Annotated in this window: 18 protein-coding genes; 12 read left to right on the forward strand and 6 right to left on the reverse strand. The window is 67.2% G+C overall.

Annotated features, from left to right (window positions below):
- Positions 1-41: 41 nt before the first annotated feature.
- Both SLQ31_RS27025 and SLQ31_RS27030 read right to left on the reverse strand, forming a co-directional pair.
- On the reverse strand, positions 42-755 hold the full coding sequence (locus SLQ31_RS27025; RefSeq protein WP_319437241.1) for a Rieske (2Fe-2S) protein: 714 nt from the start codon (positions 753-755) through the stop codon (positions 42-44).
- Positions 752-1,294 carry an RNA polymerase sigma factor gene (locus tag SLQ31_RS27030; RefSeq protein ID WP_413643134.1) on the reverse strand — a complete coding sequence of 181 codons (543 nt, stop codon included), beginning with the start codon at positions 1,292-1,294 and terminating at the stop codon, positions 752-754. The genes SLQ31_RS27025 and SLQ31_RS27030 overlap by 4 nt, the downstream gene beginning before the upstream one ends.
- A 126-nt stretch (positions 1,295-1,420) precedes the next feature.
- Here SLQ31_RS27030 and SLQ31_RS27035 point away from each other — a divergent pair, with 126 nt between their 5' ends.
- The 3 genes from SLQ31_RS27035 to SLQ31_RS27045 are packed head-to-tail and all read left to right on the forward strand — an operon-like array spanning position 1,421 to position 3,194.
- A complete protein-coding gene (locus tag SLQ31_RS27035; RefSeq protein ID WP_319437242.1) occupies positions 1,421-1,888 on the forward strand; it encodes a cupredoxin family copper-binding protein in 468 nt (155 codons plus the stop codon).
- A gap of 17 nt (positions 1,889-1,905) precedes the next feature.
- A complete protein-coding gene (locus SLQ31_RS27040; RefSeq protein WP_319437310.1) occupies positions 1,906-2,808 on the forward strand; it encodes a metallophosphoesterase family protein in 903 nt (300 codons plus the stop codon).
- Complete coding sequence (locus SLQ31_RS27045) at positions 2,805-3,194, forward strand: hypothetical protein (RefSeq protein WP_319437243.1); 390 nt, start codon at positions 2,805-2,807, stop codon at positions 3,192-3,194. Before SLQ31_RS27040 ends, SLQ31_RS27045 begins: the two co-directional genes overlap by 4 nt.
- Here SLQ31_RS27045 and SLQ31_RS27050 read toward each other — a convergent pair.
- Positions 3,148-3,528 (reverse strand): nitroreductase family deazaflavin-dependent oxidoreductase, encoded by a 381-nt coding sequence (locus SLQ31_RS27050; protein ID WP_319437244.1) that lies wholly within the window; start codon positions 3,526-3,528, stop codon positions 3,148-3,150. The genes SLQ31_RS27045 and SLQ31_RS27050 overlap by 47 nt on opposite strands.
- A gap of 22 nt (positions 3,529-3,550) precedes the next feature.
- Between SLQ31_RS27050 and SLQ31_RS27055 the strand changes: the two genes are divergently transcribed.
- The 8 genes from SLQ31_RS27055 to SLQ31_RS27090 all read left to right on the forward strand — a co-directional run bounded on the left by SLQ31_RS27055 (position 3,551) and on the right by SLQ31_RS27090 (position 11,192).
- Positions 3,551-3,946: a nitroreductase/quinone reductase family protein gene (locus SLQ31_RS27055; RefSeq protein ID WP_319437245.1), complete on the forward strand. Its 396-nt coding sequence runs from the start codon at positions 3,551-3,553 to the stop codon at positions 3,944-3,946.
- 130 nt (positions 3,947-4,076) lie between these two features.
- Positions 4,077-5,393: a glutamate-1-semialdehyde 2,1-aminomutase gene (gene hemL, locus SLQ31_RS27060; protein ID WP_319437246.1), complete on the forward strand. Its 1,317-nt coding sequence runs from the start codon at positions 4,077-4,079 to the stop codon at positions 5,391-5,393.
- On the forward strand, positions 5,390-6,031 hold the full coding sequence (locus SLQ31_RS27065) for a histidine phosphatase family protein (RefSeq protein ID WP_319437247.1): 642 nt from the start codon (positions 5,390-5,392) through the stop codon (positions 6,029-6,031). Before hemL ends, SLQ31_RS27065 begins: the two co-directional genes overlap by 4 nt.
- Positions 6,028-6,624, forward strand: coding sequence for a TlpA family protein disulfide reductase (locus SLQ31_RS27070; RefSeq protein ID WP_319437248.1), 597 nt, complete (start codon positions 6,028-6,030; stop codon positions 6,622-6,624). The genes SLQ31_RS27065 and SLQ31_RS27070 overlap by 4 nt, the downstream gene beginning before the upstream one ends.
- Positions 6,621-7,400: a cytochrome c biogenesis CcdA family protein gene (locus SLQ31_RS27075; protein WP_319437249.1), complete on the forward strand. Its 780-nt coding sequence runs from the start codon at positions 6,621-6,623 to the stop codon at positions 7,398-7,400. The genes SLQ31_RS27070 and SLQ31_RS27075 overlap by 4 nt, the downstream gene beginning before the upstream one ends.
- A 47-nt stretch (positions 7,401-7,447) precedes the next feature.
- Entirely contained in the window at positions 7,448-8,974 is a 1,527-nt protein-coding gene (locus SLQ31_RS27080; RefSeq protein WP_319437311.1) for a cytochrome c biogenesis protein ResB, read from the forward strand.
- Complete coding sequence (gene ccsB / locus SLQ31_RS27085) at positions 8,971-9,945, forward strand: c-type cytochrome biogenesis protein CcsB (protein ID WP_319437250.1); 975 nt, start codon at positions 8,971-8,973, stop codon at positions 9,943-9,945. The genes SLQ31_RS27080 and ccsB overlap by 4 nt, the downstream gene beginning before the upstream one ends.
- 71 nt (positions 9,946-10,016) lie before the next feature.
- Positions 10,017-11,192 (forward strand): AAA family ATPase, encoded by a 1,176-nt coding sequence (locus SLQ31_RS27090; RefSeq protein ID WP_413643109.1) that lies wholly within the window; start codon positions 10,017-10,019, stop codon positions 11,190-11,192.
- On the opposite strand, the gene SLQ31_RS27095 is transcribed toward SLQ31_RS27090, so the two are convergent.
- Complete coding sequence (locus SLQ31_RS27095; protein ID WP_319437252.1) at positions 11,189-11,350, reverse strand: hypothetical protein; 162 nt, start codon at positions 11,348-11,350, stop codon at positions 11,189-11,191. The genes SLQ31_RS27090 and SLQ31_RS27095 overlap by 4 nt on opposite strands.
- A gap of 47 nt (positions 11,351-11,397) precedes the next feature.
- Between SLQ31_RS27095 and SLQ31_RS27100 the strand changes: the two genes are divergently transcribed.
- The gene (locus tag SLQ31_RS27100; protein WP_319437253.1) at positions 11,398-11,721 is read left to right on the forward strand and encodes a DUF4229 domain-containing protein; all 324 of its coding nucleotides are present in this window, start codon (positions 11,398-11,400) and stop codon (positions 11,719-11,721) included.
- On the opposite strand, the gene SLQ31_RS27105 is transcribed toward SLQ31_RS27100, so the two are convergent.
- On the reverse strand, positions 11,718-12,587 hold the full coding sequence (locus tag SLQ31_RS27105; protein WP_319437312.1) for a 1,4-dihydroxy-2-naphthoate polyprenyltransferase: 870 nt from the start codon (positions 12,585-12,587) through the stop codon (positions 11,718-11,720). The genes SLQ31_RS27100 and SLQ31_RS27105 overlap by 4 nt on opposite strands.
- A gap of 364 nt (positions 12,588-12,951) precedes the next feature.
- Positions 12,952-13,272 (reverse strand): hypothetical protein, encoded by a 321-nt coding sequence (locus SLQ31_RS27110; RefSeq protein WP_319437254.1) that lies wholly within the window; start codon positions 13,270-13,272, stop codon positions 12,952-12,954.
- Between the last annotated feature and the right edge of the window lie 32 nt (positions 13,273-13,304).

A 13,304-nucleotide genomic window follows, 5' to 3' on the forward strand; every position in this document is an offset into this window, starting at 1 on the left:
GAAACGTTCGCTCAGCGGCGGTTTTCGCGCCGAAATCACTATCACGTCGGTTGGGTCGGGGGCGCCAGCACTTCGACGACACCGTCCTTCTCGCGAACCTCGAAGTGCGGCAGGGGCTTCGGGGCTATCGGCAGGGCATGGGTGATGACCATTCCGGCCGGCGAGAACGACGTCGAGTGGCACGGGCAGCGCAGTCGGTCGACGCTTTGGTCGAACCACAGCTTGCAGCCTTGGTGGGTGCACACACCTGAAACCGCTTCCACCCGGCCGTTGACCCGGTGGACGAATCCGTTGACCGAACCCAGATCGAACGCGTGCATGGTCCCCTCAGACACTTCTGAACTGGACGCCACGGTCTGCCAGGACCCGTCGACCGGCACCATGTCGGCCTCGGCGACCTGCGGTTCGTTGGTAGTCGGGCGAAGCACCAGGCGGTCGACGGATACCGCAGCCACCGCTGCCGTCGCGGCCGCGGTGGTACCGACGATCACCTGCCGCCGGGTGGCCGACGGTCCGGTCTTGGGCGGGGCCACGACGTCATCGGCCGGTCGCGGTTCTGACGACATCTCGGCGGCCAACCGCGCCTTGAGCCCGGACACGAACTCCGGGCGGGGCTCGGCGGCGTCGTCGCGGGCGGCGGTCAGGTCGATCGCGGTGCGCAGCTGCGCGGCTTCGAAATCGTCAGGGTGGAAACCCTTGGGCTGGCGGCCGGCCAGCAGGTCGTCGATGTAGCGACGGAGCTCACGGCGGGTCATGGGAGTGCCCCCTCGCTGATCTGCGCGGCCAGTCGCAGCGCCCGGTGCTGCAGTACCTTCGCGTTCGCGACGCTGACGCCGAGCGTACTGGCCGCGTCCCGCACCGAACAGCCTTGCAGGAAGCGCAGTTCCAGCACCCGTCGGTAGTTGTCAGGCAGCGCGTCCAGCAGGGCGGCGACGCGCTGTGGTGCAGTGCTCGGCGCCGCAGGACCAAAGACGGTGGCGGGCAGATCCTCGATGGTGGTGATCTCGGTGCCCAACGTGGCCCGCCAGTGCGCGGCCAGCACGGTGCGCGCGGTGGCCCGCAGGTAGGCGCGCACCTCCGCGATGCTCGCCGTCAGTCGCAACGGCCGCATCGCGGCAAGGAAGACCTCTGAGGTCAGATCCTCGGCGTCGGCTCGATTCCCGACCCGGCCCAGAATCAGCCGGTACACCCACGTCACGTTGTCGTCGTAGACGGCTTCCCAATCCGGATAGCGCGCATCGGGGACCAGACGTAGGTCTGGTCGCGGGCGTTGATCGTCCTCCGCCGCCATCATCGTTTGCCTTCCGCTCATCAGTGAGAGATAGGCGGCGGGGTTACACAGCCGTCGGTGTAACCGTCGCCCTACCTCTTGATGAGACGGTCCGCGCCGCGGACTTGGTTCAGCCGAGGAGGCAGATTCATGCACCACACCCGTACCGCGCTCGCGTGCGTCGCGGTCGCAGTCGGCGTCGCCGCGTGCTCCGCGCCGACGAAAGCGCCTGCGCCCACGGTCGACTTCGGCCCGAACGGCGGCACGTCGGTCGGCATCCCAGGGATGCCGGGCATGCCCGGCATGGGGCCGATGCCGGCGTCCGGCCCGTCGGCCGCGACGTCGACCGCCCCGACCCCGCCGGTCGCCGGCACGGCCGTGGACATCACCAACTTCGCGTTCACCCCGCCCAACCTGACCGTGAAGGTCGGTGACACCGTGACGTGGACCAACAAGGACGAAGAACCGCACACCGTCGTCGCCAACGACGGCTCGTTCCATTCGCCGGGGCTGGACGCCAACGGCACCTACAGCTTCACGTTCACCAGCCCGGGCAGCTTCGATTACATCTGCAGCATCCACCCGTTCATGCGCGGCACTGTGGTGGTGACCCGGTGAACGGCGATCCGCAGCAGATGAGCCGGCGGCAGCTCATGCGGCACGGCGCCTGGTTCGGTGCCGCGGTGGGCCTGGCCGTCGTCGGCGGGGAGGTGCTCTCCCATGTCGCCGCTGCCCCCGCAGCCACGCCCACTCGGCCCACCCTGCGGTTCGCGCAGATCAGCGACAGCCACATCGGATTCAACGGCACCGCCAATCCCGACGTCGTCGGCTCCTTCGAGCGGGCCATCCGGCAGATCAACAACCTGGGCTACACACCAGACTTCGTCATTCACACCGGCGATCTCACCCATCTGGCCACCCCGGCCCAGTTCGATCAGGTCAACCAGATGATGGGCCGGCTCAACACCCCACATGTCTTCACGGTGCCCGGCGAGCACGACTCGGTCGACGACGCCGGCCAGAAGTACCGTGCCGTGTTCGGAGCGGGCACCCGCGGCGACGGCTGGTACAGCTTCGACATCGCCGGAGTTCATGTCATCGGGCTGGTCAACACCCTGAACCTCAAGAGCTTGGGCCACCTTGGAACGGACCAGTTGGAGTTCATCGAGAAGGATGTGGCGCCGTTGTCGTCGGACACCCCGATCATCGTGTTCAGTCACATCCCGCTCTTCGCGATGTACCCCGCCTGGGGGTGGGGGACCGACGATGCCACCCAGGCGCTGAGCTACCTGCGCCGGTTCTCCTCGGTGACATGCCTGAACGGCCATGTCCACCAGCTGTTTTCGAAGACCGAGGACAACGTCACGTTCTACAGCGGCACCACCACCGCCTACCCGCTGCCGCATCCTGGCGACGGGTCGGCACCCAAGCCGCTCACCCTGCCGGCCGGCAAGTTGCACGACGCGCTCGGCATCCGCGAGGTCAGCTACACCCGCGGCCAGTCCATGCTGGCGCTGAAAGAGGAGACGCTGCAATGACACGGTTCGTCAACTTCGGCATCGCGGCCGGGCTGCTGGCCAGCGCCGCCAGTCACGGCTATCTGTATCTGCACGGCTACCGCTACATCCCTGCGGTGGGTCCCGGGTTTCTGGTCCTGACAAGCGTTTCCGTGGCGCTGGCGATCCTTATCGCGCTCGGCGGTCCCGGCTGGTTGCGTGCGGGCGCGCTGCTGGTCTCCCTCGGTGCGCTCGGCGCCTTCGCCATGTCGCGCACGGTCGGGGTATTGGGATTCGTGGAGCGGGGATGGGAGCCGCCCCACGGGCCGATCAGCGTGCTCGCCGAGGCGATCACGGTGGTGTTGTGTGCCTGGTCGCTGCTCAGGGGCGCGTCAACAACACTGCGTACTCGAACGGCAGCGTCGTGAAGATCGGCCGCCAGAGGCCCGAAACATGAGGGGCGGCTTCTGCTTTGGTCATCATCCGGGGATTGCTGACGGTGAAGGTGCGGCCATACCGTTTGAGGCGGCCTCCGCCACTGGCGGTGATGTTCTTCAGCCAGTCCCGGTTCGGCCCGTAGGTCAGCAGGATCGCCACCCCCTCGTCGGTGGTGAACACCGTCAGAGGGGTGCGGTACTGCGCGCCGGAGCGGCGGCCGACGTGTTCGAGGATGCCCATGGTCGGAATGAAGCCCGCCCACAGCCGCTGCACCGGGTTGGTGACATGCCGATTGAAATTGGCCAACCATTGCGGCAGTTGCATCAGACCATCAAACTCTGAAGACATGGCCTACCTCAAGCCGCCCTGGTTCACCGCCAAGGTGTTCAACAAGATCGCGATGGCCACCGGCGTCTCGGGCAGCCAGACGCTCACGGTGACGGCCCGCACCACTGGGCAGGAACAGAAGATCCCGGTGATCACCGTCGACGTCAACGGCATCCGCTACCTGGTGTCCACCCGGGGGGAGTCGCAGTGGGTGAAGAACGTGCGGGCGAATCCAGTGGTGATTCTGGAGACCAAGGTGGGTGCGGCGAGGTTCACCGCGGCCGAGGTGCCGGCACCCGACCGCCCGCCGGTGCTGCAGGCCTACCGGATCAAGGCGGGAAAGACCGTCGACGGGTACTTCGCCAAGCTGCCCGACCCCGCCGACCACCCGGTTTTCCGGCTCGAGCCGGTGTGATCTGGGCCGCCCGCTGCGCTTCGGCGCGGTTTCGTGCGCTGACCGCACGAAACCGCGCCCAAACGATCAAGATGGCTAACTGCTACACCCTGTAGTTGAGCATCCCCACGTGCCTGGGACACTGGTGGCCATGAGCAGCACGGATCAGGCCGCCTCGACCGCGGAGTCGGCCAGGCTGTTCGCCGACGCGTGCGCGGTCATCCCCGGCGGAGTGAACTCCCCGGTCCGCGCCTTCAACTCCGTCGGCGGCACGCCCCGCTACATCACCTCGGCCAAGGGGTACTGGCTCACCGACGCCGACGGCAACCGCTTCATCGACCTGGTGTGCTCGTGGGGCCCGATGATCCTGGGTCACGCCCACCCGGCCGTCGTCGACGCGGTGCAGCGCGCCGCCGTCAACGGCCTCTCGTTCGGCGCGCCCACGCCAGGGGAGACCGAGCTGGCCACCGAGATCATCGCCCGGGTGAAGCCGGTCGAACGGGTGCGATTGGTGAACTCCGGCACCGAGGCCACCATGAGCGCGGTGCGCCTGGCCCGCGGCTTCACCGGCCGCTCGAAGGTCATCAAATTCTCCGGCTGCTACCACGGCCACGTCGACGCACTGCTGGCCGACGCCGGCTCCGGGGTCGCCACCCTGGGCCTACCGTCCTCGCCGGGAGTCACCGGCGCCACCGCCGCGGACACAATCGTATTGCCCTACAACGACATCGCCGCCGTCGAAGAGTCCTTCGGCAAGTTCGGTGACACCATCGCCGCGGTGATCACCGAGGCCTGCCCGGGCAACATGGGTGCCGTTCCGCCGCTGCCCGGCTACAACGCCGCCCTGCGGCGTATCACCGCCGAGCATGGCGCCCTGCTGATCGTCGACGAGGTGATGACCGGCTTCCGGATGAGCCGAAGCGGTTGGTACGGACTCGATCCCGTCGACGCCGACCTGTTCACCTTCGGCAAGGTGATGAGCGGCGGACTGCCCGCCGCCGCGTTCGGCGGCCGCAAAGACGTGATGGAACGTCTGGCCCCGCTTGGCCCGGTGTATCAAGCCGGCACGCTGTCGGGCAATCCGGTGGCGGTGGCCGCCGGGCTGGCCACCCTGCGCAACGCCGACGACGCGGTCTACGCCGCACTCGATGCCAATGCCGACCGGTTGGCCGGCCTGCTCACCGATGCCCTGACGCAAGCCGGTGTGGCCCATCAGGTTCCGCGGGCCGGCAACTTTCTGTCGGTGTTCTTCACCGACTCGCCGGTCATCGACTTCGCTGCGGCGAAAGCCAGCGAGACCTGGCGGTTCCCGGCCTTCTTCCACGCCCTGCTCGACGCCGGCGTCTACGCGCCGCCGAGTGCCTTCGAAACCTGGTTCGTCTCGGCCGTACTCGACGATGCCGCCTTCGACCGGATCGCCGACGCCCTGCCGGGTGCGGCACGCGCTGCAGCGGAAGCGAAACCATGACCGAACGCACCCAAGCGAATGGGCCGGCCGCGAGCGGCCGAACCGTCGTGCACGTGATGCGCCACGGCGAGGTGCACAACCCGGACGGCATCCTCTACGGTCGCCTGCCGGACTTCCACCTCTCCGAACGCGGCCGTGCCCAGGCCGCAGCGGTGGCCACCTGGCTGGCCGCCCGCGACATCGTCTATGTGGTCGCCTCACCGCTGGAACGGGCCCAGGAGACCGCCGCGCCGATCGCCGCGCATCACGGCCTGGCCGTCGACACCGACGATGAACTCATCGAGTCGCACAACGTCTTTCAGGGTGAACGGGTCTCTCCGGGTGACGGCGCCCTGCGCGACCCGCGCAACTGGTGGCACCTGCGCAACCCGCGCACGCCGTCCTGGGGCGAGCCGTACCGGGAGATCGCCGCGCGGATGAAGCGGGCGCTGGAGCGCGCGCGGGTCAAGGGGGCCGGCCACGAGGCGGTCTGCGTCAGCCACCAGCTGCCCGTCGAAACCCTGCGCCGGGAGATGACCGGCGCAAAGCTGCACCACTTTCCGACCCGCCGGCTGTGCAACCTGGCATCGCTGACTTCGTTCTACTTCGATGGGGATGACTACGTCGGCTGGGGATACTCGGAGCTAGCCGGGCAGTGAAGCGGCTGTTGGTCCTCCTGGTGGCGGCGACGGTGTTAGCCGGCTGCGCTACCGGTGACGACGCCGTCGCGCAGGGGGGCACCTTCGAGTTCGTCGCCCCCGGCGGCAAGACCGACATCTTCTACGACCCGCCGGCCAGCCGCGGCAAGCCGGGCCCGCTGTCCGGCCCCGAGCTGATGGACACGTCGAAGACGGTGTCGCTGAAGGACTTCGACGGAAAAGTCGTCGTCATCAACGTATGGGGCCAGTGGTGTGGGCCGTGCCGTTCCGAGATCACGCAGCTGGAGAAGGTCTATGACCAGACCCGCGACCTGGGTGTGGCGTTCCTCGGAATCGATGTGCGGGACAACGACATCACCGCCCCCCAGGACTTCGTCACCGACCGCAAGGTCACGTTCCCGTCGATCTATGACCCGGCGATGCGCACCATGATCGCCTTCGGCGGCAAGTACCCCGCCACGGTGATCCCGTCGACCGTCGTCCTCGACCGTGAACACCGGGTGGCCGCGGTGTTCCTGCGCGAACTGCTCGCCGAGGACCTGCTGCCGGTAGTGCAGCGGCTGGCAGCTGAGCCGAAACCAGCTACGCCATGACCGGTTTCGCACAGACCGCCGCCGCGGGCCCGCTGCTGCTGGCCCTGGGGATCTGCGTGCTGGCTGGCTTGGTGTCGTTCGCGTCGCCGTGTGTGGTGCCCCTGGTGCCCGGTTACCTGTCCTACCTCGCGGCGGTCGTGGGAGTGGACGACCTCGACGAACGCACGGGTCGAGTAGCGCTCAAGGCGCAGCGCTGGCGGGTGGCCGGGTCGGCACTGCTGTTCGTCGCCGGATTCACGGCGGTGTTCGTCCTCGGCACGGTGGCGGTGCTCGGCATGACCACCACCCTGATCACCAATCAGATTGTGCTGCAACGTATCGGTGGGGCCCTGACCATCGTCATGGGCCTGGTGTTCATCGGCTTCATTCCGGCACTGCAGCGCCAGGCGCGTTTCACGCCGCTGCGGCTCGCCGGGGTGGCGGGTGCACCGCTGCTCGGCGCGGTGTTCGGGCTGGGCTGGACACCGTGTCTCGGCCCGACGCTGACCGGGGTGATCACCGTCGCCTCGGCCACCGACGGCGCCAGCGTCGCCCGCGGTGTCGCCCTGGTGATCGCCTACTGCGTCGGCCTCGGCATCCCGTTCGTGCTGCTGGCGCTCGGGTCGGGCTGGGCGGTCAACGGATTCGGCTGGTTGCGCCGCCACACCAGGATCATCCAGATCATCGGCGGAGTGCTGTTGATCGCCGTCGGACTCGCGCTGGTCACCGGGGCCTGGAACGACTTCATCTCCTGGGTGCGCGACGCGTTCGTCTCCGACGTGAGGCTGCCGATTTGAAATCCGTCGTCGCACTGATCCGCACGCTCTGGCGCGCGTTGACCTCGATGGGCACCGCGCTGGTGCTGTTGTTCCTGCTCGCACTGGGGGCGGTGCCGGGCGCGCTGCTGCCGCAGCGCAGCCTCAACGAGGCCAAGGTGGACCAGTACATCGCCGAGCACAACATCATCGGGCCGTGGTTGGACCGCGTGCAGCTTTTCGATGTGTTTTCCAGCTTCTGGTTCACCGCCATCTATGTGCTGCTGTTCATCTCGCTGGTGGGCTGTCTGACCCCGCGGATGATCGAGCACGCCAAAACCCTGCGCGCGGTGCCGGTTCCGGCCCCTCGCAACCTGTCCCGGCTGCCCAAGTACGCCACCGCCGAAGTCTCGGGGACAGCGGAAGAAACGGCGGCCACGATCTCCGAGCGCCTCAAGGGCTGGCGACGCGTCACCCGCCACACCGACGAGGGCATCGAGATCGCCGCCGAGAAGGGCTACCTGCGGGAGTTCGGCAACATCGTCTTCCACTTCTCCCTGTTGGGCCTGCTGGTGGCGATCGCGGCCGGCAAGCTGTTCGGCTACGAAGGCAACGTCATCGTCGTCGCCAACGGCGGACCCGGCTTCTGTTCGGCCTCACCCGCCGCGTTCGACTCCTTCCGCGCGGGCAACAGTGTCGACGGCACATCGCTGTATCCGATGTGTGTGCGGGTCAAGGATTTCCAGGCCCACTATTTGCCCAGCGGGCAGGCCCTCTCGTTCGCGTCGGACATCGACTACCAGGCCGGCTCCGATCTGGCGGACGGTACCTGGCGGCCCTACCGCCTCGAGGTCAACCATCCGCTGCGCATCGGCGGCGACCGGGTGTACATGCAGGGCCACGGCTATGCCCCGACGTTCACCGTCACCTTCCCGAACGGACAACAGCGCACGCAGACCCTGCAGTGGCGGCCCGACGACCCGCGCACCTTGCTGTCTTCTGGCGTGATCCGCGTCGACCCGCCCGGCGGCATGTATCCCGATCCCTCCGAGCGGCGCAAGCATCAGCTGGCGATCATGGGCCTGTTCGCCCCCACCGCCGAGCTCGACGGCACTCTGCTCTCGTCGAGCTTTCCGGCGGCCAACGATCCCGCGGTAGCCATCGACATCTACCGCGGCGACACCGGGCTGGACACCGGTCGTCCGCAGTCGCTGTTCACCCTGGACCCGCGGCTCATCGAGCAAAATCGGCTCACCAAGGTCAAGCGCACCAACCTGCGCCAGGGCGAAGAGGTGCGGCTCGAAGACGGCACGGTGGTGCGGTTCGACGGGGCGACCCCGTTCGTCAATCTGCAGGTCTCCCACGACCCCGGTCAGCTGTGGGTTTTGGTCTTCGCCATGTCGATGATGGGCGGGCTGGTGGTCTCGCTGATCGTGCGCCGGCGGCGGGTGTGGGCGAAGATTCGCCCAGGCGGCGCTGCCGGTACGGTAAACCTCGAGCTGGGCGGTCTGGCCCGCACCGATAATTCCGGGTGGGGCGGCGAGTTCGAGAAGCTCACCGAACGGATGTTGGCGGACCTCCCGGAGCCGTCACAGGAGAAGGTCGCAGGCGTATGAACACCGAGCACATCGATATCGGGCTGTCCCGTTACTCGGACTGGGCCTTCACGTCGTCGATCGTCATTCTCGTCGGCGCACTGCTGTTGCTCGCGGTCGAGCTCGCCTACAGCCGCGGCCGCAAGGTCGAGGCTCGGGAGCTGGTCTCCGCCGGAGTCACCGCCGACAGCGACCGCCCCGGCGTCGTCGTTGAAAAGCCCCGACGCTCCGCCGACGAACGCATCGGCAAGGCCGGCCTGTCGCTGGTCTACGTCGGCATCGCGGCGTTGTTCGCCTGCATCGTGTTGCGCGGGCTGGCCACCTCCCGGGTGCCGTGGGGCAACATGTACGAGTTCATCAACCTGACCTGCTTCTCCGGTCTGATCGCGGCCGCGATCGTGCTGCGCAAGCCGCAGTACCGCGCGCTGTGGGCGTTCGTGCTGCTGCCGGTGCTGATCCTGCTGGCCGTCTCTGGCAAGTGGTTGTACACCAACGCCGCGCCGGTGATGCCCGCGCTGCAGTCGTACTGGCTGCCGATCCACGTGTCGGTCGTCAGCCTCGGTTCAGGTGTGTTCCTGGTGGCGGGCGTGGCCAGCATCCTGTTCCTGCTGAAGATGTCGCCGCTGGCCGCGCCCGACAAGGACGGCACGCTCGCGCGGATCGTTCAGCGCTTGCCCGACGCGCAGACCCTCGACCGGATCGCTTACCGCACCACGATTTTCGCGTTCCCGATCTTCGGCTTCGGCGTCATCTTCGGTGCCATCTGGGCCGAGGAGGCGTGGGGCCGCTACTGGGGCTGGGACCCCAAGGAGACGGTCGCGTTCATCGCGTGGGTGGTCTACGCCGCATATCTGCATGCGCGCTCGACGGCCGGCTGGCGGGACAAGAAGGCGGCCTGGATCAACGTCGTCGGCTTCGTCGCGATGGTCTTCAACCTGTTTTTCATCAACCTGGTCGTGACCGGGCTGCACTCCTACGCCGGAGTGGGCTGATCTGACATTGCGCTAGGGTCGGAAGGACACCACGAGAAACCACTCGACCCGAAACGAGATGTCAGGGGGAAGTGCCCGTGTCCAATCCTGCGCCCCGTCAGGGCCACGAATTGACTGATGCGACAACGGTGTTCCGCACCGAACAGCGGTTCACCGATCCAGCGACTGCGACGACGCAGCCCGAACCGGACTGGCTGGCCGCGACGCCGCCCATCGGCATCCCGATGGATCCGCTGCCGGCCGGGGCTCCGCTGTTCAACCAGTACGTCGCCGAACCAGTCTCGTACCGGCCGATTGTGCCCTCGTCGCCGTACCCGGACTTGTCGACCAGCGCGCTGCTGCGCCAGGTCAAGCCGCCGCCGTCGGACGGCTGGCGCCGGTGGCTGTATGTGTTGTCGGGCAAGCTGATCAACGTCGGTGAGGGTCCCCGCGCGGCGCGCCAGCACACCCTCACCGCACAGGTGAACCGCCCGCTGCCCGGCTGCTACAAGATCGCTGTGCTGTCGCTGAAGGGCGGGGTCGGCAAGACGACGATCACCGCCACTCTGGGCGGCACGTTCGCCTCGATCCGGGGTGACCGGGTGGTGGCCGTCGACGCCAATCCCGACCGCGGCACGCTGAGCCAGAAGGTGCCGCTGGAAACGCCGGCCACGGTGCGTCACCTGTTGCGTGACGCTGACGGCATCGAGCGCTACAGCGACGTGCGCGGCTACACCTCACAGGGTCCGAGCCGGCTGGAAGTGCTGGCCTCGGAGAACGATCCCACGGTGTCCGAGGCGTTCAGCGCCGAGGACTACGACCGCGCGCTGGCGGTGCTGATGCGCTTCTACAGCCTGGTGCTCACCGATTGCGGGCCCGGCCTACTTCACTCGGCGATGGCAGCGGTGCTGAGGCAGGCCGACACTCTGATCGTGGTCAGTTCGGGTTCGGTGGACGGTGCCCGCAGTGCGTCGGCGACGCTGGATTGGCTGGACGCGCATGGCCACGAAGACTTGGTGCGCCGGTCGGTGTGCGTGATCAACGCGGTGCGGCCGCAGTCCGGCAAGGTCGACATGCAAAAGGTGGTCGACCACTTCTCGCGGCGCTGCCGCGTCGTGTGCGTCGTCCCGTTCGATCCGCATCTGGAGGAGGGTGCCGAGATCGAGCTAGATCGGTTGAAGCCGAAGACGCGGGACGCTCTGGTCCGGCTGGCCGCGGTAGTGGCCGACGGGTTCCCCGCCGCCGAGACCAACGAGCGGTTCGGCTAGCGCGGGTTGTTGTCGCCGTGGCTGAGTCGCCACAGGAAGTCCGGATCATCGTCGGGCCCGACGACTCTGGTCTTCGCCCGGTTCGACTGAGCGCGAATCGCACGCAATCCGACATAGACGGCAGCGGCAATGATCAGGACTAAGAGCAGGTACAGCACGAAAACCTCCTTTGTCCGAATATACGCGCGTCGGTAGGCTCAGCGCGGTGTCGGACAATTCGGACAACCAGACCTCAGGCTCGACCGGTCGCCTTGCGCGTGACGTCGCCGTCTACACGTTGGCGCGGATCGCATTGGTGGTGGCCCTGGCCGCAGCGATCTACTACATCGCGCAGCTGATCGGGATCCGCGAGTTCCCACTCATCGTTGCCCTGCTATTCGCGATCGTGATCGCGTTGCCGTTGGGGATCTGGGTGCTGGCACCACTGCGCAAGCGGGCCACCGCGAGCATCGCCCTGGTCGACGAGCGTCGCCGCAGCGACCGCGAGCAGTTGCAGGCCCGGCTGCGCGGCAACAAGAAAAGCGACTAACCAAACCCCAGGGCTAGTGCGACGGCCACGGACCAGACCAGCATGGCCAGGCCGGTATCGCGCAGCACCGGGATGAGCTCACGGCCGCCGAGACCCCGGCGCACCGGGCCGGCCGCACGCAGCGCCAGCGGCGCGGCCACCAACCCCACCGCACACCACGGTGTGGCGAGCATGAGAATCAGCGTCAGCACGCCGGCCAGCCCGAGCAACGACTGGTAGAACACCCGGGTGCGGCCATCGCCGAGGCGGACCGCCAGGGTCACCTTGCCCGCCACCCGATCGGTCGGGATGTCGCGCAGATTGTTGGCGACCAGCACCGCCGAGGACAGCGCGCCCGTCGCGACGGCCAGGGTCAGGCCGACCCAGTCGACCCGTAGCGCCTGGGTGTACTGAGTGCCCAGCACCGCGACGAGTCCGAAGAACACGAACACCGCGACCTCACCGAAGCCGGCATAGCCGTAGGGCCGCGAGCCGCCGGTGTAGAGCCACGCCCCGGCGATACAGACCACGCCGACCGCGATCAGCCACGGGGCGCTGACGATGGCCAGTGCCAGCCCGGCGACCGCGCCAACACCGAGGCTGACGATCGCGGCGGTCAGCACGGCCCGCGGCGTCGCGAGCTTGGAGCCGACCAGACGCAACGGCCCGGCGCGCTCGTCGTCGGTGCCGCGAATGCCGTCGGAGTAGTCGTTGGCGAAGTTGACGCCGATGATCAGCGCGAGCGAGACGGCAAGAGCCAGCAGCGCTTTCCACCACACCGCGCTCTGCAACCACGCTGCCGCGCCCGTGCCGGCGATCACCGGCGCCACCGCGTTGGGCAGGGTTCTGGGCCTGGCTCCCTCGACCCACTGCGCGATGCTCGCCATGACCGCAATCGTCGCACGCACGGTCATTGGTGACTCCGGGGTGCACGGCACCATGCGGAGTGGCATTTGCTGAATCCGCGTGGCGTTGGCTCACGATGCGTAGCTGCCAGTCCCTGCGGAGGGTTCGGCATGGATTAGCCAGGCGAGGTGTCTGTCCCGATCCACGCGGCGCGGGCCGCTGCTAAAAACACTTCACCGGGGACGGACGCCTTTGCCGCCATATCACCTGAGGTGATAGCCAAGGTCGATTAGCCGAAATAGCCGTATTCACACGACGGCATGTCACCAACACGGTGATTCAGCAAACTCGATGTATGGCGCAGCGGGTGGCAGAAGGTGGGTGGTGACAAGATTGTGAAAGTGTTCAGTTAATCAAATCAACACCGATAACAAGTTCCAGTCTTGAGCCGATTACTTGCGGTCCTAAAATAATATCCAGGTCCGATCCTGTTTGCGGTAATGATGAATTCATTCGCCCACCAGCGATTCTGTGAACCACGGCGATTGCACGGTAGCCCTCAGTGTTGACGGAGACGTAAGCACTTCCGTGAATGCAGCCGATTCTCAGCATCTGCTCAGTTAGTGTTTGCCGCGTCCAAGTGAGTGCCTTGACGGGAGTAAACATGCACATAGCTGTGCGTTCCACCGTTACGACCGGGATAGCGCTGGTGGGAGCCAGTGCCATCGCGTTGTCCCCGATTCAGCCAGTCGGTTCGA

The sequence above is a fragment of the Mycobacterium sp. RTGN5 genome (assembly GCF_033804465.1).
GTDB lineage: Bacteria > Actinomycetota > Actinomycetes > Mycobacteriales > Mycobacteriaceae > Mycobacterium.

Bases quoted from the DNA above. Each gene is read 5' to 3' on its own strand.
- SLQ31_RS27025 (WP_319437241.1), bottom strand. From the start codon at position 755: ATGACCCGCCGTGAGCTCCGTCGCTACATCGACGACCTGCTGGCCGGC.
- SLQ31_RS27030 (WP_413643134.1), bottom strand. From the start codon at position 1,294: ATGATGGCGGCGGAGGACGATCAACGCCCGCGACCAGACCTACGTCTG.
- SLQ31_RS27035 (WP_319437242.1), top strand. From the start codon at position 1,421: ATGCACCACACCCGTACCGCGCTCGCGTGCGTCGCGGTCGCAGTCGGC.
- SLQ31_RS27040 (WP_319437310.1), top strand. From the start codon at position 1,906: ATGAGCCGGCGGCAGCTCATGCGGCACGGCGCCTGGTTCGGTGCCGCG.
- SLQ31_RS27045 (WP_319437243.1), top strand. From the start codon at position 2,805: ATGACACGGTTCGTCAACTTCGGCATCGCGGCCGGGCTGCTGGCCAGC.
- SLQ31_RS27050 (WP_319437244.1), bottom strand. From the start codon at position 3,528: ATGCAACTGCCGCAATGGTTGGCCAATTTCAATCGGCATGTCACCAAC.
- SLQ31_RS27055 (WP_319437245.1), top strand. From the start codon at position 3,551: ATGGCCTACCTCAAGCCGCCCTGGTTCACCGCCAAGGTGTTCAACAAG.
- hemL (WP_319437246.1), top strand. From the start codon at position 4,077: ATGAGCAGCACGGATCAGGCCGCCTCGACCGCGGAGTCGGCCAGGCTG.
- SLQ31_RS27065 (WP_319437247.1), top strand. From the start codon at position 5,390: ATGACCGAACGCACCCAAGCGAATGGGCCGGCCGCGAGCGGCCGAACC.
- SLQ31_RS27075 (WP_319437249.1), top strand. From the start codon at position 6,621: ATGACCGGTTTCGCACAGACCGCCGCCGCGGGCCCGCTGCTGCTGGCC.
- SLQ31_RS27080 (WP_319437311.1), top strand. From the start codon at position 7,448: ATGGGCACCGCGCTGGTGCTGTTGTTCCTGCTCGCACTGGGGGCGGTG.
- ccsB (WP_319437250.1), top strand. From the start codon at position 8,971: ATGAACACCGAGCACATCGATATCGGGCTGTCCCGTTACTCGGACTGG.
- SLQ31_RS27105 (WP_319437312.1), bottom strand. From the start codon at position 12,587: ATGGCGAGCATCGCGCAGTGGGTCGAGGGAGCCAGGCCCAGAACCCTG.
- SLQ31_RS27110 (WP_319437254.1), bottom strand. From the start codon at position 13,272: ATGGCACTGGCTCCCACCAGCGCTATCCCGGTCGTAACGGTGGAACGC.